The sequence below is a fragment of the Rhizobium sp. WYCCWR10014 genome (assembly GCF_001657485.1).
Taxonomy (GTDB): domain Bacteria; phylum Pseudomonadota; class Alphaproteobacteria; order Rhizobiales; family Rhizobiaceae; genus Rhizobium.
The window spans coordinates 1-20,666 of sequence record NZ_LXFU01000021.1 but is presented as its reverse complement, the minus strand read 5'-3'; the positions used below and the strand labels follow the sequence as shown (position 1 = coordinate 20,666).

Annotated in this window: 20 protein-coding genes and 1 pseudogene; 11 read left to right on the top strand and 10 right to left on the bottom strand. The window is 61.4% G+C overall.

The window, feature by feature from the left end; translation table 11 throughout:
* The first annotated feature begins 55 nt into the window (after positions 1 to 55).
* Positions 56 to 610: a flavin reductase family protein gene (locus A6U98_RS01645; protein WP_156667805.1), complete on the top strand. Its 555-nt coding sequence runs from the start codon at positions 56 to 58 to the stop codon at positions 608 to 610.
* Between the two features lie 189 nt (positions 611 to 799).
* On the opposite strand, the gene A6U98_RS35425 is transcribed toward A6U98_RS01645, so the two are convergent.
* The 5 genes from A6U98_RS35425 to A6U98_RS01625 all read right to left on the bottom strand — a co-directional run bounded on the left by A6U98_RS35425 (position 800) and on the right by A6U98_RS01625 (position 6,003).
* Positions 800 to 1,204, bottom strand: coding sequence for a GFA family protein (locus A6U98_RS35425; RefSeq protein WP_082933828.1), 405 nt, complete (start codon positions 1,202 to 1,204; stop codon positions 800 to 802).
* 414 nt (positions 1,205 to 1,618) lie between these two features.
* Positions 1,619 to 2,260 (bottom strand): peroxiredoxin-like family protein, encoded by a 642-nt coding sequence (locus tag A6U98_RS01640; protein ID WP_064647487.1) that lies wholly within the window; start codon positions 2,258 to 2,260, stop codon positions 1,619 to 1,621.
* Between the two features lie 418 nt (positions 2,261 to 2,678).
* Positions 2,679 to 4,175 (bottom strand): sulfate adenylyltransferase subunit CysN, encoded by a 1,497-nt coding sequence (gene cysN, locus A6U98_RS01635; protein WP_064647485.1) that lies wholly within the window; start codon positions 4,173 to 4,175, stop codon positions 2,679 to 2,681.
* Between the two features lies 1 nt (position 4,176).
* Positions 4,177 to 5,130, bottom strand: a complete 954-nt coding sequence (gene cysD / locus A6U98_RS01630; RefSeq protein ID WP_064647483.1) for a sulfate adenylyltransferase subunit CysD — start codon at positions 5,128 to 5,130, stop codon at positions 4,177 to 4,179.
* Between the two features lie 114 nt (positions 5,131 to 5,244).
* Positions 5,245 to 6,003: a phosphoadenylyl-sulfate reductase gene (locus tag A6U98_RS01625; protein WP_064647481.1), complete on the bottom strand. Its 759-nt coding sequence runs from the start codon at positions 6,001 to 6,003 to the stop codon at positions 5,245 to 5,247.
* 420 nt (positions 6,004 to 6,423) lie between these two features.
* Here A6U98_RS01625 and A6U98_RS01620 point away from each other — a divergent pair, with 420 nt between their 5' ends.
* The 5 genes from A6U98_RS01620 (at position 6,424) to A6U98_RS01600 (ending at position 8,723) form a co-directional block, all read left to right on the top strand.
* Positions 6,424 to 6,870 (top strand): Rrf2 family transcriptional regulator, encoded by a 447-nt coding sequence (locus tag A6U98_RS01620; RefSeq protein WP_003557582.1) that lies wholly within the window; start codon positions 6,424 to 6,426, stop codon positions 6,868 to 6,870.
* A 345-nt stretch (positions 6,871 to 7,215) separates the two neighbouring features.
* The gene (locus tag A6U98_RS01615) at positions 7,216 to 7,563 is read left to right on the top strand and encodes a DUF6152 family protein (protein WP_064647478.1); all 348 of its coding nucleotides are present in this window, start codon (positions 7,216 to 7,218) and stop codon (positions 7,561 to 7,563) included.
* Positions 7,564 to 7,582: 19 nt separating this feature from the next.
* On the top strand, positions 7,583 to 8,056 hold the full coding sequence (locus A6U98_RS01610) for a DUF6644 family protein (RefSeq protein ID WP_064647476.1): 474 nt from the start codon (positions 7,583 to 7,585) through the stop codon (positions 8,054 to 8,056).
* A gap of 89 nt (positions 8,057 to 8,145) precedes the next feature.
* Positions 8,146 to 8,427, top strand: coding sequence for a YlcI/YnfO family protein (locus A6U98_RS01605; RefSeq protein WP_003546405.1), 282 nt, complete (start codon positions 8,146 to 8,148; stop codon positions 8,425 to 8,427).
* Complete coding sequence (locus A6U98_RS01600; RefSeq protein WP_064647474.1) at positions 8,424 to 8,723, top strand: type II toxin-antitoxin system RelE/ParE family toxin; 300 nt, start codon at positions 8,424 to 8,426, stop codon at positions 8,721 to 8,723. The genes A6U98_RS01605 and A6U98_RS01600 overlap by 4 nt, the downstream gene beginning before the upstream one ends.
* On the opposite strand, the gene betA is transcribed toward A6U98_RS01600, so the two are convergent.
* From betA to betI, 3 genes are all read right to left on the bottom strand, one after another.
* The gene (betA, locus tag A6U98_RS01595; RefSeq protein ID WP_064647472.1) at positions 8,724 to 10,376 is read right to left on the bottom strand and encodes a choline dehydrogenase; all 1,653 of its coding nucleotides are present in this window, start codon (positions 10,374 to 10,376) and stop codon (positions 8,724 to 8,726) included. It abuts the gene before it with no gap.
* 195 nt (positions 10,377 to 10,571) lie between these two features.
* The gene (gene betB / locus A6U98_RS01590) at positions 10,572 to 12,035 is read right to left on the bottom strand and encodes a betaine-aldehyde dehydrogenase (RefSeq protein WP_064647470.1); all 1,464 of its coding nucleotides are present in this window, start codon (positions 12,033 to 12,035) and stop codon (positions 10,572 to 10,574) included.
* A gap of 1 nt (position 12,036) precedes the next feature.
* Positions 12,037 to 12,672 (bottom strand): transcriptional regulator BetI, encoded by a 636-nt coding sequence (gene betI / locus A6U98_RS01585; RefSeq protein WP_197496324.1) that lies wholly within the window; start codon positions 12,670 to 12,672, stop codon positions 12,037 to 12,039.
* A gap of 137 nt (positions 12,673 to 12,809) precedes the next feature.
* On the opposite strand from betI, the gene A6U98_RS01580 reads away from it, so the two are divergent.
* From A6U98_RS01580 to A6U98_RS01565, 4 genes and pseudogenes are all read left to right on the top strand, one after another.
* On the top strand, positions 12,810 to 13,358 hold the full coding sequence (locus tag A6U98_RS01580; protein WP_064647466.1) for an HdeD family acid-resistance protein: 549 nt from the start codon (positions 12,810 to 12,812) through the stop codon (positions 13,356 to 13,358).
* 200 nt (positions 13,359 to 13,558) lie between these two features.
* The gene (locus tag A6U98_RS01575) at positions 13,559 to 13,798 is read left to right on the top strand and encodes a type II toxin-antitoxin system ParD family antitoxin (RefSeq protein WP_064647464.1); all 240 of its coding nucleotides are present in this window, start codon (positions 13,559 to 13,561) and stop codon (positions 13,796 to 13,798) included.
* Between the two features lie 113 nt (positions 13,799 to 13,911).
* Positions 13,912 to 15,774 (top strand): annotated as a pseudogene (locus A6U98_RS01570) (EAL domain-containing protein).
* A gap of 126 nt (positions 15,775 to 15,900) precedes the next feature.
* The gene (locus A6U98_RS01565; RefSeq protein ID WP_064647462.1) at positions 15,901 to 16,896 is read left to right on the top strand and encodes an NAD(P)H-quinone oxidoreductase; all 996 of its coding nucleotides are present in this window, start codon (positions 15,901 to 15,903) and stop codon (positions 16,894 to 16,896) included.
* Here the strand turns inward: A6U98_RS01565 and A6U98_RS01560 are convergent.
* Positions 16,880 to 18,304: an MFS transporter gene (locus tag A6U98_RS01560; protein ID WP_064647460.1), complete on the bottom strand. Its 1,425-nt coding sequence runs from the start codon at positions 18,302 to 18,304 to the stop codon at positions 16,880 to 16,882. The two genes, A6U98_RS01565 and A6U98_RS01560, sit on opposite strands and share 17 nt — an antisense overlap.
* Positions 18,305 to 18,405: 101 nt before the next feature.
* On the opposite strand from A6U98_RS01560, the gene A6U98_RS01555 reads away from it, so the two are divergent.
* Positions 18,406 to 19,029, top strand: coding sequence for a metalloregulator ArsR/SmtB family transcription factor (locus A6U98_RS01555; protein ID WP_064647458.1), 624 nt, complete (start codon positions 18,406 to 18,408; stop codon positions 19,027 to 19,029).
* Positions 19,030 to 19,054: 25 nt separating this feature from the next.
* Here A6U98_RS01555 and A6U98_RS01550 read toward each other — a convergent pair whose 3' ends face one another.
* Positions 19,055 to 20,266, bottom strand: a complete 1,212-nt coding sequence (locus tag A6U98_RS01550) for an MFS transporter (RefSeq protein WP_064647456.1) — start codon at positions 20,264 to 20,266, stop codon at positions 19,055 to 19,057.
* Positions 20,267 to 20,666: the final 400 nt, after the last annotated feature.

Genomic DNA, 20,666 nt, shown 5'->3' with positions numbered 1-20,666 from the left:
CGGGGTGACTTCATTCGACTTCACCACGCTCACCGCCCGCGAACGCTACAAGCTGATGATCGGAACGATCATTCCTCGTCCGATAGCCCTCGTCACGACCGTCGATGAAGATGGCCGTATCAATGCCGCACCGTTCAGCTTCTTCAATTGCCTGTCGGCCGATCCGCCTATCCTGGCACTGGGTGTCGAAAACAATCCGGACATGTCCTTCAAGGACACCGGGCATAATATTCGAATGACCGAGGTCTTCACCGTCAACATCGTCTCCGTGGCCATCGCGGAAGCCATGCATACCTGCGCAGCGAAGTACCCTCGCGGCATCGATGAACTTAAAGAGGCGGGACTGACGGCCATGCCGGGTGTGAAGGTCGCTTCGCCCTGGATTGCCGAAGCTCCTGCATCGTTCGAATGCCGCCGCCACATCACGCTTGAACTCGGCAAGTCACGGCAGATCATCATGGGCGAGATTATCTATGCTCATTATCGCGAAGGTGCGGTCGATGAACGGCTCCGGGTCGATCCCGATGCAATTGATGCCATCGCCCGTCTTGGCGGCGACACCTGCTCCACCATTAGGGACCGGTTTGAGATGCTGACGCCTAAGCTATAAAAATAAACCGATACCCTTCAAGGTCCGCAAGGGCCGGAAGCGGACGCGCGCAGCCCTGAAATGAGATCGCTTCGGGAAAAGACGATTAAGCCAAGCCAAAGCCTATTCTGCCGGACATCGCCCTCTGCGCCGGGCACCGCTTTCGGCCGAGAGAGGACGGAATGCGCCATAAGGAACTTGTCTGGTCGGTCACCCGGACACCGAACCTTGAAAGTGCTCTACCGCTTCGTCAAGCTGCACCCAATGATGTTTCGATTGCTCGAAGACTGATAGGGCAGGTGGCGCGAAGGCCGGGTCGGAAAGGGAACCGACCGCCACGCCGATCCAGGACGGCGCAGCATCGGCCTTCCAATAGACGGTCGAGCCGCAAGTTGGGCAAAAATGCATGCGGACCTTGCGACCGCTCTCGGCAGTGCGAATGAATTCTGTAGACGTTCCAGATATTTCGACACAGCCCATCGAGTAGAAAGCATTTGCGCTGAACGGCGCACCCGTTCTGCGCTGGCAAGCCAAACAGTGACAGAGAGCTGTCAATTGTGGTGGTTCGCTAAGCATCAGTCTCAGAGCGCCGCAGGCGCATTGGGCATTGGCCATGGAAACTCCTCCCGCTTGCGCGGTGAAATTGCGGTGGGGGGTGAAGCGCAGGCCCGAACCGCAAATGGTGAGGGTGGGCGATGCGAATGGGCTGAGAGCTGATATAATTTCAGGCTCACAGAAGCTCAAATGTAGATCGCGGATGCCGAAGTCTAGAGGAATGCCATCTGACCGCTTCAGGCCGGAGCGGATGCGGAGCCCTCATCGCAAAGTCTCAGGTTCTGACCAGTCCCTGTAGCCAGCGGGTTCGGTGATCCCGCATTTCGGTGACGGGCCAGTCTTGCAGGCCCCTTATCCTTTATCCCTAGTTAGATATCGGTTGCAGCGCTCGACCAGAGGTCGGCCGCCTCAGCGGCGTCATGCACCGCACCGGCAAGGCCGACCTGTGGCTGCGCGTCGATCGAGTTTTCGTTGTTAATGTACGACTTGGGAAGCTACCGACATCAATTCCTCGGAATTCGGTGCCTGGAATGTCTGGAGCCCAGCCTCCAGAACTTCGGTGAAGCTCCAGCGTACGATGCCCTCCCGGTCGATTAGGAACTGACCGACAAGCTGCCCGTGGTCGGCAGTCATCATCTGCTGATCTGCTTCCGTAACCTGATATCCTTCCTTGTTGTTGAGAAATTCGTCCATTGCCATCACGCCCATAGGCTCGGGCAACTCGCCCGGAAGATCGATCACTATCGCCATGGCCGTGTCGATCCCCACCTCGCGTAGGCCGAAGGCTTGGTGCGAAGCCCGTACCGGGTCGGAAGCAGCAAGAAGATCGGGTATCGGGTGGTAACGGAAATAGAGTCTTGCGCGTTCGACCGGGGTGTTTACCACCGCCAGGGATTGGACGCCTTTCTCACGCAGCATCGGGTTGAGATATGCCATGGCCGCGACATGGCGCCGGCAGAACGGACAATGCAGGCCTCGAAACAAACCGATCAACAATGGGCTGCGGCCACGAAAATCATCAAGTGCGATCTTCCCCTCGTGCGAGATCGCATCAAACACAACGTTCGGGACCCGGTCGCCCGGTTGCAGCGGATGGTCGACATAGGGCGTGGACATGGACAACCTCCTCGCTCGGGGATCAGTCGAGAAAAGGCGCCACGTACTTCGAGGTCGAGATTGAGCGTTGCAAGGCCTGACCTCTCGTCTTACCGCACCGCCAGGATCCGATCTAAGAATGGCCCCACATTGGCCCGCGGGCAAGCGGTAAACAGCGAATCGTGAATTGGAAAAGTCCGTTTTCTGCAAACTCTGGTTTTTTTTGGCGGCCGTAGAGGCCAACACAGAAAATTGAACGGGGAGACCTGCCAATTTTGCGTTCAAGCAGCGGGGGGCCGCGTAGCGGAAAGCCCCTATCGCAAAGTCTCAGCTTCTGATCGGTTCTTTGCCGCTCGACAGGGTATCCGCCGACCCACAGCCAACGGGTTCGGCCTCGGTGAGGGGCCAGTCTTGCCGGCCCCTTACCCCTTATCCATTGTCAGATATCGCTTGCAGCGCTCGACCAGAGGTCGGCCGCTTCGGCGGCCGTCATGCGCCGCACCTCGGCCTCGTGGCTGCGGCTGGCGAAGAGTTCGCTTGCCATGATCTGCTCGGCAAGATCGGCCGGAAGCGAGAGGATGACGCGGGCTTCGCCATTGTGCAGGCCGCCGAGTTCGGTGCGCTTGCCGGTCACCATGCCGCCGGCGACCGTGTTGTTGGTCTCCGGATCGATCAGGATGAAGGAGCCGGAAAGCCGGTTCTGCTCATAGGGGTCGAAGATCGCCGCTTCGTCGAAGACCAGCCGGACTTTGCCGATGGCGTTCATGTAGAGCCGCTGGGCGGCGTTCCATGTGCCGGTCTTCAGTTCCAGCTGGCTGAGCGGCTGCACCTGAACGCGCTGACGGCGGCTGCCGCTCTTCAGCCAATAGCGCTTTCCGGGCTCGATACCCTCAGGCTGCAAGGCAACGATCTGCGCGTCGAAGGCAAGGCCGACCTGCGGCTGGGCGTCGATCGAGACGATCATATCGCCGCGCGCCACATCCACCTGGCGGTCGAGCACCAGCGTGATCGCGTCGCCGGCAACGGCGGCATTGCGGACGAGATCGAAGGTGACGATCTTCGAGACGTTGGCGACCATGCCGGACGGCAGGATCATGACGCTGTCGCCCGGCTTGACCGAGCCGCCGGCAACCGTGCCCTGATAGCCGCGGAAGCTTTCGCCGGGACGCGAGACGCGCTGGACGGAAAGGCGGAAGCCGACCGTCTGCGACGAGCGCACGGTGGCAAGCTCCAGCGTCTCCACCAGCGACGGGCCGGTATACCAGGGCATGGCGGCCTGGCCGGAATAGACGACGTTTTCGCCCTTCAGCGCCGACATCGGAATGGCGGTGATCTGCTTGACGCCGAGCGACAGGGCAAATTCGCGGAAGTCATGGCTGATCTTGTCGAAGCCGGCGCGGTCGTAGCCCGTCAGGTCGATCTTGTTGACGGCAAGCACGAACTGCTTGATCCCCAGCAGCGAGGCGATCGTCGCGTGACGGCGCGTCTGCTCGAGAATGCCGAAGCGCGCATCGACCAGCAGGATGGCGAGATCGGCGGTCGAGGCGCCGGTCGCCATGTTGCGGGTATATTGCTCATGGCCGGGCGTGTCGGCGACGATGAAGGAGCGCTTGTCGGTCGAGAAATAGCGATAGGCGACATCGATGGTGATGCCCTGTTCGCGCTCGGCCTGCAGGCCGTCGAGCAGCAGCGCGAAGTCAGGCAGGCCGAGATCGTTCTGCTTGCCGGTGGAATCGCGCTGCAGGGTGGCGGCCTGGTCTTCCTTGACCGCCTTAGTGTCCCAGAGCAGGCGGCCGATCAGGGTCGACTTGCCGTCATCGACGCTGCCGCAGGTGATGAGGCGCAGCGGCCTGGTATCACGCTGAGCCTTGAGCGGCTCGGCTGCGGGCAGGCTGACGACGGTGGCGGCCGAGACGGCGGTTTGGGCTGCGGCCATCTCAGAAATATCCTTCACGCTTCTTCTTTTCCATGGAGCCGGACTGGTCGCGATCGATGGCGCGGCCCTGGCGTTCGGACACCGTTGCAATTTCGAGTTCGGCAATCACCTCTTCGAGGGTGGTGGCCTGTGAGCGGATGGCGCCGGTCAGCGGGAAGTCGCCGAGGGTGCGGAAACGGATCATGCCTTCCTGGCGGATTTCGCCGGGCAGCAGTTCCAGGCGCGGATCCTCGGCCAGGATCATCATGCCGTCGCGCTCCACGAAGGGTCGCTTCTTGGCGTAATACAGCGGCACCAGCGGAATGTCCTCGGCCTGGATGTAGCGCCAGATATCGACTTCGGTCCAGTTCGACAGCGGGAAGGCGCGCACGCTCTCGCCCTTGCGGATCATGCCGTTATAGATGTTCCAGAGTTCCGGCCGTTGGTTGCGTGGATCCCAGCGATGATCGGGCGTACGGAAGGAATAGATGCGCTCCTTGGCGCGGCTGGCTTCCTCATCGCGCCGCGCGCCGCCGAAAGCGGCATCGAACTGGCCGGCATCGAGCGCCTGACGCAGGCCTTCGGTCTTCATGATGTCGGTGAAAGCAGCCGATCCATGGGTAAACGGCGTGATGTTTTCGGCTTTGCCGCGCGGATTGATGTGCTCGATCAGATCGAGATCATACTTCTTCGCGGTGTCGTCGCGGAAGGCGATCATCTCGGAAAACTTCCAGCCGGTATTCACATGCAGAAGCGGGAAGGGCACACGGCCGGGATAGAAGGCCTTGCGCGCCAGATGCAGCAGCACCGAGGAGTCCTTGCCGATCGAATAGAGCATGACGGGACGCTCGAATTCGGCTGCAACCTCGCGGAAGATGTGGATGGATTCGTTTTCCAGCGCTTTCAGATGCGGGTCGAGCGGCGCCTTGGCGCTCTGCGGATTGCTGAGTTCCGTATCCGGACGGCTATCGGGCATGTCTTACTCCAGGCTATCGGTCGTTTGCGGGTGCCCGCAAAGCAATTCCTTGATGTTGGTTTTCCCAAGGCTGCGGCGGTCGCCGCGCCCTGATTGGGAAAGCCGTGGGGTGATTTACTGTGCGGCGATCGCTGCGGCCTCTTCGGCGACATGCAGGCCGCATTCGCGCGTTTCGTCCTGCTCCCACCACCAGCGGCCGGCGCGTTCCGGCTCGCCGGGCTTGATCGCCCGCGTGCAGGGTTCGCAGCCGATCGAGGGATAGCCGCGCTGATGCAGCGGATTGACCGGCACGCCGTTTGTGGAAACGAAGGCCTTGATCGCCTCCAGGTCCCAGTCGGCAAGCGGATTGACCTTCAACAGGTGGCGTTCGGCGTCATATTCGGCAAAGGGTGTTTCGGCGCGGTTGGCCGATTGGCCGCGGCGCAGGCCGGTGATCCAGATCGCAGCGCCTTCCAGGGCACGCGCAAGCGGCTTCAGCTTGCGCACGCCGCAACAGGCATGCCGGGCTTCGACGCTCTCGTAGAAACCGTTGAGGCCATATTGCGCCGCATAGGCGTCGATATCGGCCTTCTCGGGCTCGAAGCGATGGATATGGATATCGTACTGGCTTTCTGTCTCTTCGATCAGCGACAGCGTCTCGGCAAACAGCCGGCCGGTCTGCAGCGTGGCGATATCGATCGGCAGGCGGTGCGTGCCGATCTCGGCGGTGATCACCTGGTCCTCGATGCCGAGTGACGTCGTGAACACCACGCGGCCGCCAAGGCCGGAGACCAGCGACAGACGTCCGGCAAGATCGAGGCCTGCCAGTCTGTCATTCAGCGCCTCGGCTTCCGCAATCGGCCCTTCTTCCGCAATCGCATTGATAGCAGTCATGAGAATCCTGTCCTTTGTTGACGGGAGTATCGCAGTTCACGCATGGATCGGACAGAAAAAGGGATTTCGAAAGCTGCGGCCGGAGGAGCAAATATCTCTCAGAAGCTACCGCAATGCAGAAAAGCAGCCGCATGCGGATGAAAATCCACATCGGCAGCTCGAATGTCTATAGAAATAGTAGAGTTACACGCAGCCTGTCAATCCGAAATCTGAAGTGATGCCGAAAATGGTGCAGAAGGCGCGGTTTTAGCATAGATTAAGAGAGCTTGGCCGAGGGCGAAAAACAAGGCCAAAACGCTTGTCTCTCAAGGCTTTCTCCGGCGCGTTCAAATTCCGTTCATGCTGGTTGTGCCATAGAGGTGAAAGTACTTCCGTAGCAGTGCGGAGATTCGCACTGCCTGTGTGTGTCGATGGTCAAAAATGATTACGCAAAAGGCGAAATATGCGCTGCGGGCGCTCACGGTCTTGGCTGATGCCGATGCCGACGAACCGGTGATGATTTCCGATATCGCGGCGCAGCAGAAGATCCCCAAGAAGTTCCTCGAACAGATCCTGCTCGACCTGAAACATCATGGTGTCGTCGCCAGCCGTCGCGGCAAGCAGGGCGGTTATCTCCTGTTGAAGCCCGCACACACCATCACCTTCGGCGAGATCCTGCGCATCATCGACGGCCCGCTCGCTCCGCTTCCATGCCTGTCGATCACCGCCTATCGAAGGTGCGACGATTGCGACGGCGAACAGAACTGCCAGATCCGCCACGTCTTCGCCAAGGTGGCGGACGCCACCCGCAAGGTGCTGTTCTCGACGACCATCGCCGATGCCGTCGCCCCAACGCACAGCGCCGAAGTCACCCGTCTGCTGGCCTGAGCATCAGGGTGAACTGACGCCCGCATCTTTCTTCAAGATTTGGTGAAATCCCTTTTCTTCCAGCCTTGATGCTCCACCTGCCTGTCCATGCGTCTACAGCGCCGCGCGTCTTTAGACGCGCAAAGGACGCTGTAACACTTTGAATTGCTGCATACTTCCTCAAATCGGCTCCGATTTGAGGAAGTATGCAGTAGGGAGGACATCATGTCTGTAATTTCAGCACGGCGGATAGAGCAATTCCAGCAAAAGTGCATAGCGGTTTTGCGTCCGGAATTGCGTGAAAACAAAAAGATAGAGCATTTCCGTGATTCGAAGAAAAACGGAAAGACTCTAGTTGCCGCGGTCATGCTGTCTGTGGCTTTCGCCACAGGCGCAATGGCCCATCACGGCTGGTCCTGGGCCGAGGCGGATCAGATCGAACTGCGCGGCACCATCGAGAAGATCTCCATGGGCGGACCGCATCCAACGCTCGATATCGCCACCGCCGATGACGGCGCCTGGCTCGTCGAGCTCGGCAATCCGCGCCAGACGGAACGCTCCGGCTTCGTCGAAGGTGTGGCCAAGCCCGGCGACCAGGTAGTGGTCCTTGGAAACCGTTCGCAGGATCCAAAAGAGAAGCGGCTGAAGGCGGTGCGTCTCACCATTGGCGAAAAGCGCTACGACATCTATCCCGACCGCATCAAGACGAACTGACCTCTGGGCGAACCGAGCTGTGATCGACATACTCGAATGGCTGTCGGCAACGACACCTGCGGTCGCGCTCCGGCGCTCCGGCACGCTCTACATGTTCGTCAACGCAGCCCATATCCTGGCGATCGGCCTTCTCATCGGCGCCATCCTGCCGTTCGATCTGAGGCTCGCCGGCTTCTTCCGCAAGCTGCCGGTCGAGATCGTCGCGCCGTTTCTGTCACGCTGCGCCGGCGTCGGCCTTACCGCGGCTATTGTCACCGGCTTCTGCCTCTTCAGCGTCCGGGCGGTCGAATACGCCGCCAATCCCGCCTTCCTCGCCAAGCTCGGGCTGATTGCCTTCGGATTACTCAACGTGCTGGTGGTACACGCTGGGCAGGGCTGGCGAACGGCAACCACGGTCGGCATTCTACACCCTGCCATAAGAGTTTCGGCGGCTCTGTCGGCGGCGACATGGATCGCCGCACTTGTGGCGGGACGCTGGATCGGATTTCTCTGATGTGATCGCTCCCGATTTTCTCCAGGGGAGTTGAATATAACACGATGGTCCATCATATTGCATTGCAATTGCAACGCATGAGGAACGTCATGAAAACGGCATCTCTCCCGTCCCTTCGCGTAGATCCTGAATTGCGCGCTGCCGCCGAAAGCGTTCTCAAAGAAGGCGAGAGCTTGTCGTCGCTGATAGAGGACTCTCTTCGCCGCCAGATCGATTACAGAAAGACCCAAGCGGAGTTCATCGCGCGGGGTCTGGCTGGTTTGGCGGACGCAGAGCGGACCGGTGTGTTTTATACAACGGACGACATTCAGGAGTTGATGCGCAAAAAGCTTGAAAAGGCGAAAGCCCGTAAAGCTGCACAGCAGAAATGACCTTCGAGCTAAAGTACACCCAGACCTTCCATGAAGATCTGGACCGGCTCGCCGATTTTCTGATCGAACGTGATCCGGATTTGGCGGAACGTGCCATCAACGCCATCCAGAAAGCTCTGATGATACTTCAGGATTTCCCGCTTATGGCCAGACGCGCCTCTGCGGATGATCCTTTGCTGCGCGAGCTAGTCGTACCATTCGGTTCAGCCGGATATGTCATTCTTTTCAAACTGATGAGCGAAACCAGCGTCATTGTCCTCGCCGTCCGTCACCAGCGCGAAGAAGATTACCACTGACTATCTGTCGCTGACGGCCGCGCGCGGGTTGACCCAGGGTTCCTGGTTCGAGCGCGCCAACGGCTGTCTGCCGAGGATATGGTCGGCCGCCTTCTCTCCGGTCATGATCGACGGTCCGTTCAGGTTGCCATAGGTGACGTGCGGGAAGATCGAGCTGTCGGCGACACGCAAGGCCTCGATGCCGATCACCCGCGTTTGCGGATCGACCACCGCCATCGGATCGTCCTTGGCGCCCATCCGGCAGGTGCCGCAAGGGTGATAGGCGCTTTCCAGATGTTCGCGCAGGAAGGCGTCGATCTCCTCGTCGCTTTGCACGCCTTCGCCCGGCTGGATCTCCGGCCCGCGATAGTCGTTGAAGGCGCTCTGCCCGAAGATTTCGCGGGTGAGGCGCACGCAGTGGCGGAATTTCTCCCAATCCTCGGCATGGCTCATATAGTTGAAGCGCAGCACCGGATCGGCCTTGGGGTCGGCCGAGCGTAAGCTCACGCTGCCGCGCGATTTCGACAGGTTGTAGCCGACATGAACCTGGAAGCCGTGGCTCTTCGCCGCCGCCTTGCCGTCATAGCTGATCGCCACTGGCAGGAAGTGATACTGGATGTCGGGCTGCTTCAGCCCCGGCGCCGAGCGCAGGAAGGCGCATGCTTCGAACTGGTTGGAAGCGCCGAGCCCACCGCGCGAGAGCAGCCATTGCGCGCCGGCCACCCCCTGCCAGAACCACGGCAGCCAGGAATAGAGCGACACCGGCTTGGTGCTCACCTGCTGGAAGTAGAATTCCATATGGTCCTGCAGATTGGCGCCGACGCCCGGCCGGTCGGCCTTCACCGCAATGCCCATATCCTGCAGGTGTTCTCCGGGACCGATGCCCGACAGCATCAAGAGCTTGGGTGAATTGAAGGAGGAGGCAGAGACGATCACCTCGCGGTTTGCCTTCACCACCTCTGTTCTGCCGTTGCGTTCGATCTCGACGCCGGTCGCCCGTCCGTCCTCGATCACGATCTTCTGCGCAAAGCCGTAGACGATCCTGACATTGTCCCGCTTCAGCGCCGGCTTCAGATAGGCATTGGCGGCAGACCAGCGGCGGCCGCCGAAGATGGTCTGCTCCATCAGCCCGAAGCCTTCCTGCTTGCTGCCGTTATAATCCTCCGTCGTCTCGAAACCCGCCTGTTTGCCGGCCTCGACGAAGGCGCGAAACAGCGGGTTGGTGAAGCCGCCGCGCTGGACATGCAGCGGCCCGTCCGTGCCGCGCCAGCCTTCTTCGCCGCCATGCGAATGCTCCATCCGCTTGTAATAGGGAAGCACGTCGGCATAGGCCCAGCCGCTGGCGCCGAGCTCCTCCCAGCGGTTGAAGTCCTCGGCATGACCGCGCACATAGACCATGCCGTTGATCGAGGAGGAGCCGCCGATCACCTTGCCGCGCGGCGCGGTGATGCGCCGGTTGTTGAGGTTCGCCTCCGGCTCGGACAGATAACCCCAGTTATACCGCTTCATGCTCATCGGCCAGGCAAGCGCTGCCGGCATCTGGATGAACGGCCCGAAATCGCTGCCGCCCGCCTCGATGACGATGACACTGTTCTTGCCGTCTTCCGACAAGCGGTAGGCGAGGGCGGAGCCGGCGGAGCCCGAGCCGATGATGACGAAATCTGCTTGTTGCATGACGTTCCCTTAGATTCTTTTGCAACGGTGCCAAAGACCCCGCCCCAAACCCCTACCCACAAGGGGGAGGGGCTTAACCTGCCGCGCCGCCTCGCCACGCGATCAACGCAACGGCGGGTGCGGTCGAAGTGCGACGGTGCCGCAGGCTAGCCCCTCCCCCTTGTGGGGAGGGGTTGGGGAGGGGTCTTCACTTCCTCAATAAGGCGCCACGACGGGCCCCATGCCGACATAGACCGTCTTCAGCTCGGAATAATGCTCCAGCGCGGCCAGCGAATTCTCGCGGCCGAAGCCGGATTGTTTCGAGCCGCCGAAGGGGATTTCCACCGGGCAGAGATTGTAGGTGTTGATCCAGAGCGTGCCCGCCTCCAACCGGTCGACGACGCGGTGGGCGCGGGTGAGGTCGGCGGTGAAGACGCCGGCGGAAAGGCCGAATTCGCTGGCATTGGCGCGCGCGATCACCTCGTCCTCGGCTTCGAAATCGAGCACTGACATGACCGGGCCGAAGATCTCCTCGCGGGCGATGGTCATGTCGTCGGTGACATCGGCAAACACCGTCGGCTGCACATAATAACCCTCGCCGGAGACGTTGTTCGGAATGCCGCCGCCGGCAATCAGTGTTGCGCCCTCGGCCTTGCCCTTCTCGATGTAGGAGATCACCTTCTCGCGCTGCGCCCAGGAGACCATCGGGCCCACCTGCGTCGCCTCGTCCATCGGGTCGCCGATCAGCATCGCCTCGGTGCGGACCTTCAGCCGCTTGAGAAATTCGTCCTTGATCGCCTTCTGCACGAAGACGCGCGTGCCATTCGAGCAGACTTGGCCGGTCGAATAGAAATTGCCGAGCATCGCGCCGCCGACCGCGGAATCGAGATCGGCGTCGTCGAATACAACAAGCGGCGACTTGCCGCCGAGCTCCATCGTCACGTGCTTGAGGTTGCCGGCGGCAGCCGCCGCGACCCTGCGGCCGGTCGGCACCGAGCCGGTCAGCGACACCTTGGCGACATCAGGATGGTTGACCAGCAGCGGCCCGGTGTCGCGGTCGCCCTGGATCACATTGAAAAGCCCCTTCGGCAGGCCCGCCTCGTGCAGGATCTCGGCGATCTTCAGCGCCCCGAGCGGTGTGTTCTCGGACGGTTTGAACACCATGGCATTGCCGCAGACAAGCGCCGGCGCAGCTTTCCAGCAGGCGATCTGCTGCGGATAGTTCCAGGCGCCGATGCCGACGCAGACGCCGAGCGGCACGCGCTTGGTATAGGCAAAGTCCTGGCCGAGCGGGATCTGCGAACCGTTGAGACCGGCCGGCGCGATGCCGCCGAAGAATTCGAAGGCATCCGCACCCGAGGTCGGGTCGGCGACAACAGTCTCCTGGATCGGCTTGCCGGTGTCGAGCGTCTCGAGTTCGGAAAGCGCCCGGTTTCTCTCGCGCATGATGTCGGCTGCCCGCTTCAGGATGCGCCCGCGCGCCATCGGGCTCATCGCCGCCCATTCCGGCTGGGCGCGTTTGGCCGCGGCGATCGCCCGTTCGACGATCGCGGGCGTTGCAGCATGCAGCCGGGCGATCACCTCGCCAGTCGCGGGATAGAGGCTCTCGATGACGGTGCCGTCTGTATCCTCGACATATTCGCCGTCGATGAAGTGCGAGGCTTTCGGCTGGGCTTTCATGTCATTTGTCCTTGGGTGGTTCGATGTGGTCGTTCCTTCTCCCTCCGGGAGAGGGGGAGGCGGTGGCCAAAAGCGCATTCAGATAATCTTCCGTCAGCGCGATCGAGGCTTCAATGCCGATCGGCGCGGATTTCAGACTTTGCCTGATATAGAGCCCGTCAATCATCGCCGCTGCGCCTTCGGCGATGCGTTCTGCGGCGTCAGCTGGCAACAGGGCCTTGAGGTCGGCCAGCAGATTGGAGCGCAGCCGCCGCGCATAGATCACCAGAAAGCGCCGCGTCTCTTCCGAGCGCTGCGCTTCGGCATAAAAGGCAAGCCAGGCGGCAATCGTCTCCGGCGCGAACTGATCGGCGTGGAAGCTGACGCGGATGACGGCCGAAAGCCGGGCGCGCGGCGTCCTGGCGGCCGCAAGCGCCGTCACCGTATCGTTGCGCAATTGTCTTAGAAGCGAGCGTATGGTCTCGATCAGCAATTGCTCCTTGCTGCCGAAATAATGATGCGCCAGGGCTGGCGACACGCCGGCCTGCCGGGCGATGTCGGACATGGTGACGGCAAGCGAGCCGTGATCGCCGATCACCCGCAGCGCTGCATCGACAAGCGCCTTGCGGCGCACCGGCTCCATTCCGACCTTCGGCAACAAACCACTCCTTGAAATCAGCGGCAGGTTATTTTTGATTGACTGATCAATCAATAAAAATCTTTCGCGATTTGACCGGGCGCAGATCTTTCCCTGCCGAATTGCTGCAACATATTCGGAATCTCAGGAGGTGGATCATGGCCGATGTCTTCGAGGGAACACCGACATCTTCGTTGCAGTCGAAATGGGTCTGGTTCGCCGGCCTCGGCGTGCTGCTGCTCGTCTGCGGTCTGATCGCGCTCGGCAATCTGATGCTCGCCACTGTCGTCTCGGTCTATTATGTCGGCATGCTGATGCTGTTCGGCGGCGTGATCTATCTCGTCCATGCCTTCCAGGTGCGCGGCTGGGATCATGTGCTGTTCTGGATATTGAGCGGCCTGCTCTATGTGCTTGCCGGCATCTGCGCCTTTGTCAATCCGATCCTGACCTCGGCGGCGTTGACGCTGTTTCTCTCGCTCGCACTGGTCATCGCCGGCGTCTTCCGCACCTGGGTCGGCATGCGCATGAAGCCCACCAAGGGCTGGCGTTGGATAGTCGCAAGCGGCGTCATCACCGCCCTTGCGGGTTTCGTCATCGCGCTCGGCTGGCCGGTGAACAGCCTGTGGATCCTCGGCCTATTCCTGGCGGCCGATCTCATCGTCCAGGGCTCGACGATGATCGCCTTCGCCCTCGGCATCCGCAGTTGAGATTGTGGAGAGCGGCCGTTCTTTTTTGACAAGACTATGACAGGGGATTAGACTTAAGGGGTTATGGGCCGATCCCAGCGCACGCGGACGGTCCTATGTGCGAATGCACCAAGGCACCGGCGAGATCGCCGAGAATGCTGAAAATGGTCATGCGTCCCCCAGAGGCAGGGTTCTGCCTGATCAGAAAAGGGAGGAAGTTCATGCCGATGGTCACCGTTTCCATCTCTCCGCAACAGGCAGCGGGCATCCGCGCCGCCGTTGACAATGGCGGTTATGCCTCGAGCAGCGAGGTCGTCCGCGAGGCGCTGCGCCTGTGGGATACCAACCGCAAGCTCAATGAGTTCCGGGACGATGTTCTCGACGACGGCGCTCCATCCGGCGGCAGATGCGTCGCCGACATGTTCGCCGATCACGAAGCGGAGCGCCGTCGCTCCGCCTGAACAAGCATTTGATTGCATTGGAAAAATTGAATAAACGCGGAACGCGCAGGATGCTCTTGCGCGTTTCATAAAACTTTCACACTGGCGAAAGAGTTCATTGATCCTTCTGCGGCATGTTCCGGACGAAAAAGAACAAGTCACAGTGGAGATCGGCCCACAATGAAGACCAGCATGTCCTTGGCTGCCACCGTCGCGCCGGATGTCCTGCGCCGCTACGCCAGCGATCAGATCGCACCCTTGCCAAGCTCGTGGTCGAGAATGCCTTCCAGCCGATCGTCGAGGCCGGCACCGGCACGGTTTTCGGCTATGAATCCCTGATGCGCGGCCAGGAACGCATCGGCTATGATACGCCCCTAGACATCCTCGACGAGGCTCACCAGGCCGGCCAGCTGCTGCAGCTCGAACAGATGGTCGCCAGCCGCGCGCTTGCCAAATTCGCGACGCTGTCGAATTTCTCCACGTCCACGCTGTTCCTCAATCTCGATGTCCGGCTCATCCCGCATGGCGAACACCTGGCCGAGAGCCTGCTGCAGCATCTGCGCAAGGCCAATATTCCGCCGTCTTCCGTCTGCTTCGAATTCTCCGAGCGTTTCGACAATACCAGCGTGCCGGAATTTTCCGGCCTCGTTTCCAGGCTGCGCAAGGCCGGTTTCAAGCTGGCGATCGACGATTTCGGCGTCGGTCACGGCGAGATGAAGCTACTCTGCGACTATGCCGTCGATTATCTCAAGATCGACCGCCATTTCGTCGCCGAGATCGACCGCAGCCCGCGCAAGCGCCATCTGTTGAAGAGCATCGTCAACATCGCCCATGTGCTCGGCACGCGCGTCATCGCCGAAGGCATCGAGACCGAGGCCGAATTCATCACCTGCCGCGAATATGGCGTCGACCTCGTCCAGGGCTGGTTTATCTCCCGCCCGACCACGCATATCTCAGAGCTGGCGCCGTCCTTCCCGCATCTGCAGGAGCTCGGCAAGAGCAAGCGGGGCAGCCAGTCGCTCGACGAAATCCTCATTCGCAAACAGATCGAGCTGCTGCCGACGGTCTACGAGAATGACAGCATCGACAGCGTCTTCGAACTCTTCCGGCGTAATCCGCGCCAGGCCTTCTTTCCCGTCCTGAACGCCAATGACGAGCCGCGCGGCATCATTCACGAGCATCACCTCAAGGAATATATCTACCAGCCCTTCGGCCGCGATCTCCTGAAGAACAAGATGTACGAGCGCAGCATCTCGCATTTCGTCGAGATGGCGCCGATCGTCGGCCTCGACAGCGACGCCGAGCAGCTGATGGCGATCTTCGCCAATATGGAAGGCAGCAACTGCCTGATCCTGACCGACAATATGCGTTATGCCGGCGTCGTCTCCGCCGCCTCGCTGATCAAGGTCATCAACGAGAAACAGCTGAAGACCGCGCAGGACCAGAACCCGCTGACCGGCCTGCCGGGCAATCGCGCCATCCGCGATTTCATGCGTCAGTCCGGCCGTGACGGCGATGCGCTCCGCCACTTCTGCTATTGCGACTTCGACAATTTCAAGCCGTTCAACGATGCCTATGGCTTCCATCTCGGTGACCATGCGATCTCGCTGTTTGCCGCGCTGATGCGCCGCTATTTCTTCGCCGAGCGCCATTTCCTCGGCCATGTCGGCGGCGACGATTTCTTCATCGGTGTCGTCGGCTGGACCAAGGAAGAGCTGACGGAGATCCTCGACCGGCTGATCAGCGATTTCCACGACGATGTGCGGGATTTCTATTCCGACGAGGATCGCGCCGCCGGCCGCATCCTCGGTCACGACCGCACCGGCGCCGAAGCTTTGTTCCCGCTGATGCGCTGCTCGATCGGGGTCATCGAACTGCCGGAAGGCCTCGTCATCGACGATATCAACCGCGTCAGCGCCGAAATCGCCATCATCAAGTCGGCCGCCAAAGACAGCGAGGAAGGCCTGGTCTTCCACCTGCTGGGCGAGGCGAATTGACGCCTCTGCCACATCAAGTCTTCCCAAGCCTGCGGGGCTGATTTACTTCCTGTGTTTTAGACAAAAAGCCAGAGCGGTTCCGCGCACTTCCACCAAAAGCTGAACTGCTCCAGGGAGGAGCCGGTCATGCCATTGCCTCAGGATATGCGTTTCGTCAATCTGCCGTCCTTCGGCGGGCCGGAGGTGATGACGATCGGCAGGCGCCCGCTTCCGATACCTGGAGACGGGCAGGTTCTGGTGCGGGCCGAGGCGATCGGCGTCAACCGCCCCGATATTGCCCAGCGCCAGGGCAGCTATCCCCCGCCCAAGGATGCGAGCCCGATCCTCGGCCTGGAGTTGTCGGGCGAAATTGTCGCCGTCGGCCCGGGCGTCAGCGGCTATGGCGTCGGCGACAAGGTCTGCGGCCTCGCCAATGGCGGCGCCTATGCCGAATATTGCCTGCTGCCGGCAGGCCAGATCCTGCCCTTTCCCAAGGCCTATGACGCGGTAAAGGCGGCAGCTTTGCCTGAGACCTTCTTCACCGTCTGGGCCAATCTCTTCCAGATGGCCGGGCTGACGGAAGGCGAAACGGTGCTGATCCATGGCGGCTCCAGCGGCATCGGCACGACGGCGATCCAGCTCGCCCGTGCCTTCGGCGCCGAGGTCTACGCAACGGCGGGTTCGAAGGAGAAATGCGAGGCCTGCGAGAGGCTCGGCGCCAAACGCGCGATCAATTACAGAACCGAGGACTTCGCCGAGGTGATCAAGGCCGAGACCGGCCACGGCGTCGATATCATCCTCGACATGATCGGCGCCTCCTATTTCGAGCGCAACATCGCCTCGCTGGCGAGGGACGGCTGCCTGTCGATCATCGCCTTCCTCGGCGGCGCTGTCGCCGAAAAGGTCAATCTCTCGCCGATCATGGTCAAGCGCCTGACGGTCACCGGCTCGACCATGCGGCCGCGCACGGCGGAAGAAAAACGCGCCATCCGCGACGATCTGCTCTCGGAAGTCTGGCCGCTGCTGGAAGCCGGCACCGTCGGCCCCGTCATCCACAAGGTCTTTGCCTTCGACGAGGTCGTCGAAGCCCACCGGCTGCTGGAAGACGGCAGCCATGTCGGCAAGATCATGCTGCGCGTCTGAGCGTTAGCGACACCGCGACCGCGAGAACACCGGGCAGCGCCATCAGCAGATAGAGCCAGTGCGCCGCCGACAGCGCGCCTGGTATGCCGCCGGGATGAACGAGGCCGGCGCCATTCGCGATCACGCCGGCAAAGGCGGCCCCGAACGCCCCACCGAGCGAACTCATTGTCGGGATCGCGGCAGAAGCCTTGTCTTTCTCGTTGTCGGCGACGAGCCTCAAAACCATGGCGACGAGATGCGCCCAGCCGAGACCGATGCCGAAGCCCATCATGAACATGCCGATCGCCGCCGACACGATGATCAGCATATGCCCATCGGGATTGTCCTTGGCGAGGAAGACGGCGAGGCAAGCAGTCGCCGCCGCCTGGATGAGGGCGCCAAGGGCGATTGCCCAATAGGCTCGGCCGCCGGCCCACGAGCCGCTGAGGAAGGCCGCGAAGGTCCAGCCGAGGGCGACGAGCGCCACGAGATAGCCCGAGACGATCGCTGGCACCCCGTGCAGGGTCTGCAGGAAATAGGGAATGAAGACGTCACTGACGAGAACGACAGTCATGGCAAGCATCGCCAGATAGACCCGTGAAATCGGCTGGGAAAGGCTGACGGCGCCGGAGGGCAGCAGGCGGTTCGGGCTTCTGCCCTCGATGAAGATCATGCCGGCGACCGCGACGACCGAAGCCGCGATCAGCGCGACCTTCGTGGCTGTCGTCTCGATCGCGCCGGCCGCACTGACCATCAGCACGGCCGCAAGCAGCAGTCCGATCTGGGCAACCGGGGTCTTCTCCTGCTCGCGGTCGTCCTCGACCTCGGGCAGAAGCCGTGGCGCCAGGAATGCCATCAGCAGCCCGAGCGGCACCAGCACGATGAAAGCGTAGCGCCAGGCGTGGCCCGAAGAAAAGAAGCCGCCGAGCGTCGGCCCGATGACGGTCGAGACCCCCCAGATTGCCGCATAGAGCGTCGATGCCTTCGGCCATAGCGGCTCGGGATAGACGAAGCGGATGAAGGCATAGCCGAGTGCTGCAAGTGCGCCAGTTCCCAGACCCTGCACCGCGCGTCCGATCAGCACGACCGGCATCGATGGTGCGGCTGCGGCAATCAGGCTGCCGACGCCAAAGACCAGCGCCGCGATCACGTAGACGGATCGAAGCCCGATGCCGCGCGGCCGCATGGCGACGAAGATCGAGCCGAGTACGGCAGCGGCGACGAACAGGCTGGTGACCCAGGAAAACAGCGCGAGCCCGCCGATATCGCGCACGATCGAAGGCGCGATCGTCGCCATGATGTAGCTCTCCACCGCATAGAGCGTCACGCCGCCGGCCAGCATCAATGTTGCCGGCAGATGCTCGGGCAGGAAGAGGCGGAAGATGGAGCTGGCGCTGGGGATGGTTGCTGTCTGGTCGATATTCGACATGGGAGGACCCCGAGATTTTTGCTGGCGAAGGATTATTTTCCAAGTTATAAATTGGAAAATTGCATGCCACCTCGATTAAAACAAGACTTGACTTGGAAAATATGCGCCAGTCCCCAGCCAACCGGATCTTGATCCTGATAAAGACCGACGGGCCGCAGCTCGCCGCTGCGATCGGCGATGCGCTCGGCATATCGGGCGAGGCCGCCCGCCAGCAGCTGTCGAAAATGGCGGAGGAGGGGCTGGTGGAACCAGTCACCGTTGCCGGCGTGGGCAGGGGCCGGCCGCGCCAGCTCTGGCACCTCACGGCCAGCGGCAACCGCCAGTTCCCGGATGGCCATGCCGAGCTGACGGCAAATCTCTTTGGCACGCTCGTCGAACAGCTCGGGGCCGCAGCCCTCGATACGGTCATCTCCGCCCGCGAGGCCGAGACGCTGCAGCGCTATCGGCAGGAACTCAGCGGGGCGCATGACCTTGCCTCGCGCATCGAAGGCCTTGCCGGCATCCGCACCCGCGAGGGCTATATGGCCGATCACTGGAGGCAAGCGGACGGATCCTTCATGCTGGTCGAAAACCACTGCCCGATCTGCGCCGCCGCTACTGCCTGTGCCGGCTTCTGCCGCTCCGAACTCGAAACCTTTCGCGCCGTCCTCGGTGCTAAGGTCGAGCGCAGCGAACATATCCTCGCCGGCGCCCGCCGCTGCGCCTACCGCATCATGCCAGGTTGAAGCCTGTCGATCGGAACGTCGCGTATCACGCCGGCTGTCGCGCCTGCCGCCTGCTGCTTTCGAGATAGAGCAGCACTCCGATCGATGCGAGACCCGCGGCCGCGCCGACGAAGGCGGTGCCGGAATAATCGGTGATCGCCGTGCCGAAGGCGAAGAGACCGGCGCTGATGCCAACCCCAATGAACGTGTTCAGCGAGATCAGCGAGGTTCCAAGCCCCGGCCGGTCCGCGATCAGGTCCTGCAGATAGGTGATCGGCACGCTGAGGATCGCTGCCGCCCCGCAGGCATTGAAGAGGAGCAGTGCATAGACGTGCCAGGGTGCGGAAGCAAAGCCGAGCAGCAGCAGATAGACGCAATAGATCAGCGCGCCGAAGGCAAGCACATGCGCGCTTCGGAAGCGGCGCTGCGCAAAACCCCACATCATCATGAACGGCATCTCGAGCAAGGCCGTCAAGCCGGCCATGAAGCCGACATCGACCACGGTGCCGCCGGCGGCATGGATGATGATCAGTGGCAGGAGCATGGAGTTTAGCCGCTGCAGCCCGAATAGCATCGCCATGACGATGACGCGCGACAGCACATGCGGCACGAAAATCCGTTTCAGCGAAGCAAGGAAGCCGACTGGATTGGGGGCAGGGCCGCCTGAGCCATTTCCGGGTGCGAAGAAGAAATACAGGCAGAAGCAGGTGCAGCTTGCCAATGCCGCGATCCCATAGGCCGGCGTCATCGACGGTGAACTGACGAGATAGAGGCCGATCAACCCCGGCGCCAGCGCCCATGAGCCGGAAAAAAGCGCCCGCACCGTTGCGGTGATCGCCGCACCCTGGCCGCGGTCCATCTGGTTGGTCCTGGCGCGTAGGCTGGCAAACAGCAGCGAATAGGTGGAATTGCTCATCGGCACCAGCAACAGCGTGGAGAAGATGAAGACAACGGGGCTATGAATGATCGCGATCGATCCGAAGCCGAGCATGCCGGCGACGGAAAGCCCCAGCACCAGCGGCCGGCGCTCCTTCAGCCTGTCCGACCAGATGCCGAGCGTCAGGCTCGTCGTCACGTTGACGATCGCCGAGAAGAACACCAACGCCGAATAGGCGCCATTGCTCAAGCCGAGTTCGTTGATCCCGATGATCGACTGATAGGGCGCGGTCGAAGCATAGGTAAAGGCGAGCGCGACGAGTGTCACGGTTGGGATGCGGATCCTGTTGTCGCGTAGGATCAAGGAAAAGGTGGATGGCATGGGGGCGGTTCCTGATGCACCACTCTTAGCTGCATCGGACCTATCAGAGAAACGACAGTTTTAGATTGCTTCGGTCAATTTATGTGATGAATGTTTGGACGATGTGATCGTCCGTCCGAGCCTGCAGCGGGGCTGAACCCCTATTTCAGAATTTCGCGACCAGATGTCTCGATGCGTCCAAACTCGAGGCTTGGGAGGGGCGCACTTCCGCTCCGATTCCCTCTAACGTTGCTGTACTGGCCACAAAGCTCACCCCACTCTCCGTCATCCTCGGCCTTGAGCCGAGGATCCATGCCCGCTACCAGTCGAGGCCAGCGTAGATCCTCGGGTCAAGCCCCATAGGCGCTAACTTAGTCTTGACGGTAATGATCGTCGATGATTCACCGTGCTTATGAGCGAT

Bases quoted from the DNA above. Each gene is read 5' to 3' on its own strand.
- A6U98_RS01645 (WP_156667805.1), top strand. From the start codon at position 56: ATGATCGGAACGATCATTCCTCGTCCGATAGCCCTCGTCACGACCGTC.
- A6U98_RS35425 (WP_082933828.1), bottom strand. From the start codon at position 1,204: ATGGCCAATGCCCAATGCGCCTGCGGCGCTCTGAGACTGATGCTTAGC.
- A6U98_RS01640 (WP_064647487.1), bottom strand. From the start codon at position 2,260: ATGTCCACGCCCTATGTCGACCATCCGCTGCAACCGGGCGACCGGGTC.
- cysN (WP_064647485.1), bottom strand. From the start codon at position 4,175: ATGGCCGCAGCCCAAACCGCCGTCTCGGCCGCCACCGTCGTCAGCCTG.
- cysD (WP_064647483.1), bottom strand. From the start codon at position 5,130: ATGCCCGATAGCCGTCCGGATACGGAACTCAGCAATCCGCAGAGCGCC.
- A6U98_RS01625 (WP_064647481.1), bottom strand. From the start codon at position 6,003: ATGACTGCTATCAATGCGATTGCGGAAGAAGGGCCGATTGCGGAAGCC.
- A6U98_RS01620 (WP_003557582.1), top strand. From the start codon at position 6,424: ATGATTACGCAAAAGGCGAAATATGCGCTGCGGGCGCTCACGGTCTTG.
- A6U98_RS01615 (WP_064647478.1), top strand. From the start codon at position 7,216: ATGCTGTCTGTGGCTTTCGCCACAGGCGCAATGGCCCATCACGGCTGG.
- A6U98_RS01605 (WP_003546405.1), top strand. From the start codon at position 8,146: ATGAAAACGGCATCTCTCCCGTCCCTTCGCGTAGATCCTGAATTGCGC.
- A6U98_RS01600 (WP_064647474.1), top strand. From the start codon at position 8,424: ATGACCTTCGAGCTAAAGTACACCCAGACCTTCCATGAAGATCTGGAC.
- betA (WP_064647472.1), bottom strand. From the start codon at position 10,376: ATGCAACAAGCAGATTTCGTCATCATCGGCTCGGGCTCCGCCGGCTCC.
- betB (WP_064647470.1), bottom strand. From the start codon at position 12,035: ATGAAAGCCCAGCCGAAAGCCTCGCACTTCATCGACGGCGAATATGTC.
- A6U98_RS01580 (WP_064647466.1), top strand. From the start codon at position 12,810: ATGGCCGATGTCTTCGAGGGAACACCGACATCTTCGTTGCAGTCGAAA.
- A6U98_RS01575 (WP_064647464.1), top strand. From the start codon at position 13,559: ATGCCGATGGTCACCGTTTCCATCTCTCCGCAACAGGCAGCGGGCATC.
- A6U98_RS01565 (WP_064647462.1), top strand. From the start codon at position 15,901: ATGCCATTGCCTCAGGATATGCGTTTCGTCAATCTGCCGTCCTTCGGC.
- A6U98_RS01560 (WP_064647460.1), bottom strand. From the start codon at position 18,304: ATGTCGAATATCGACCAGACAGCAACCATCCCCAGCGCCAGCTCCATC.
- A6U98_RS01555 (WP_064647458.1), top strand. From the start codon at position 18,406: ATGCGCCAGTCCCCAGCCAACCGGATCTTGATCCTGATAAAGACCGAC.
- A6U98_RS01550 (WP_064647456.1), bottom strand. From the start codon at position 20,266: ATGCCATCCACCTTTTCCTTGATCCTACGCGACAACAGGATCCGCATC.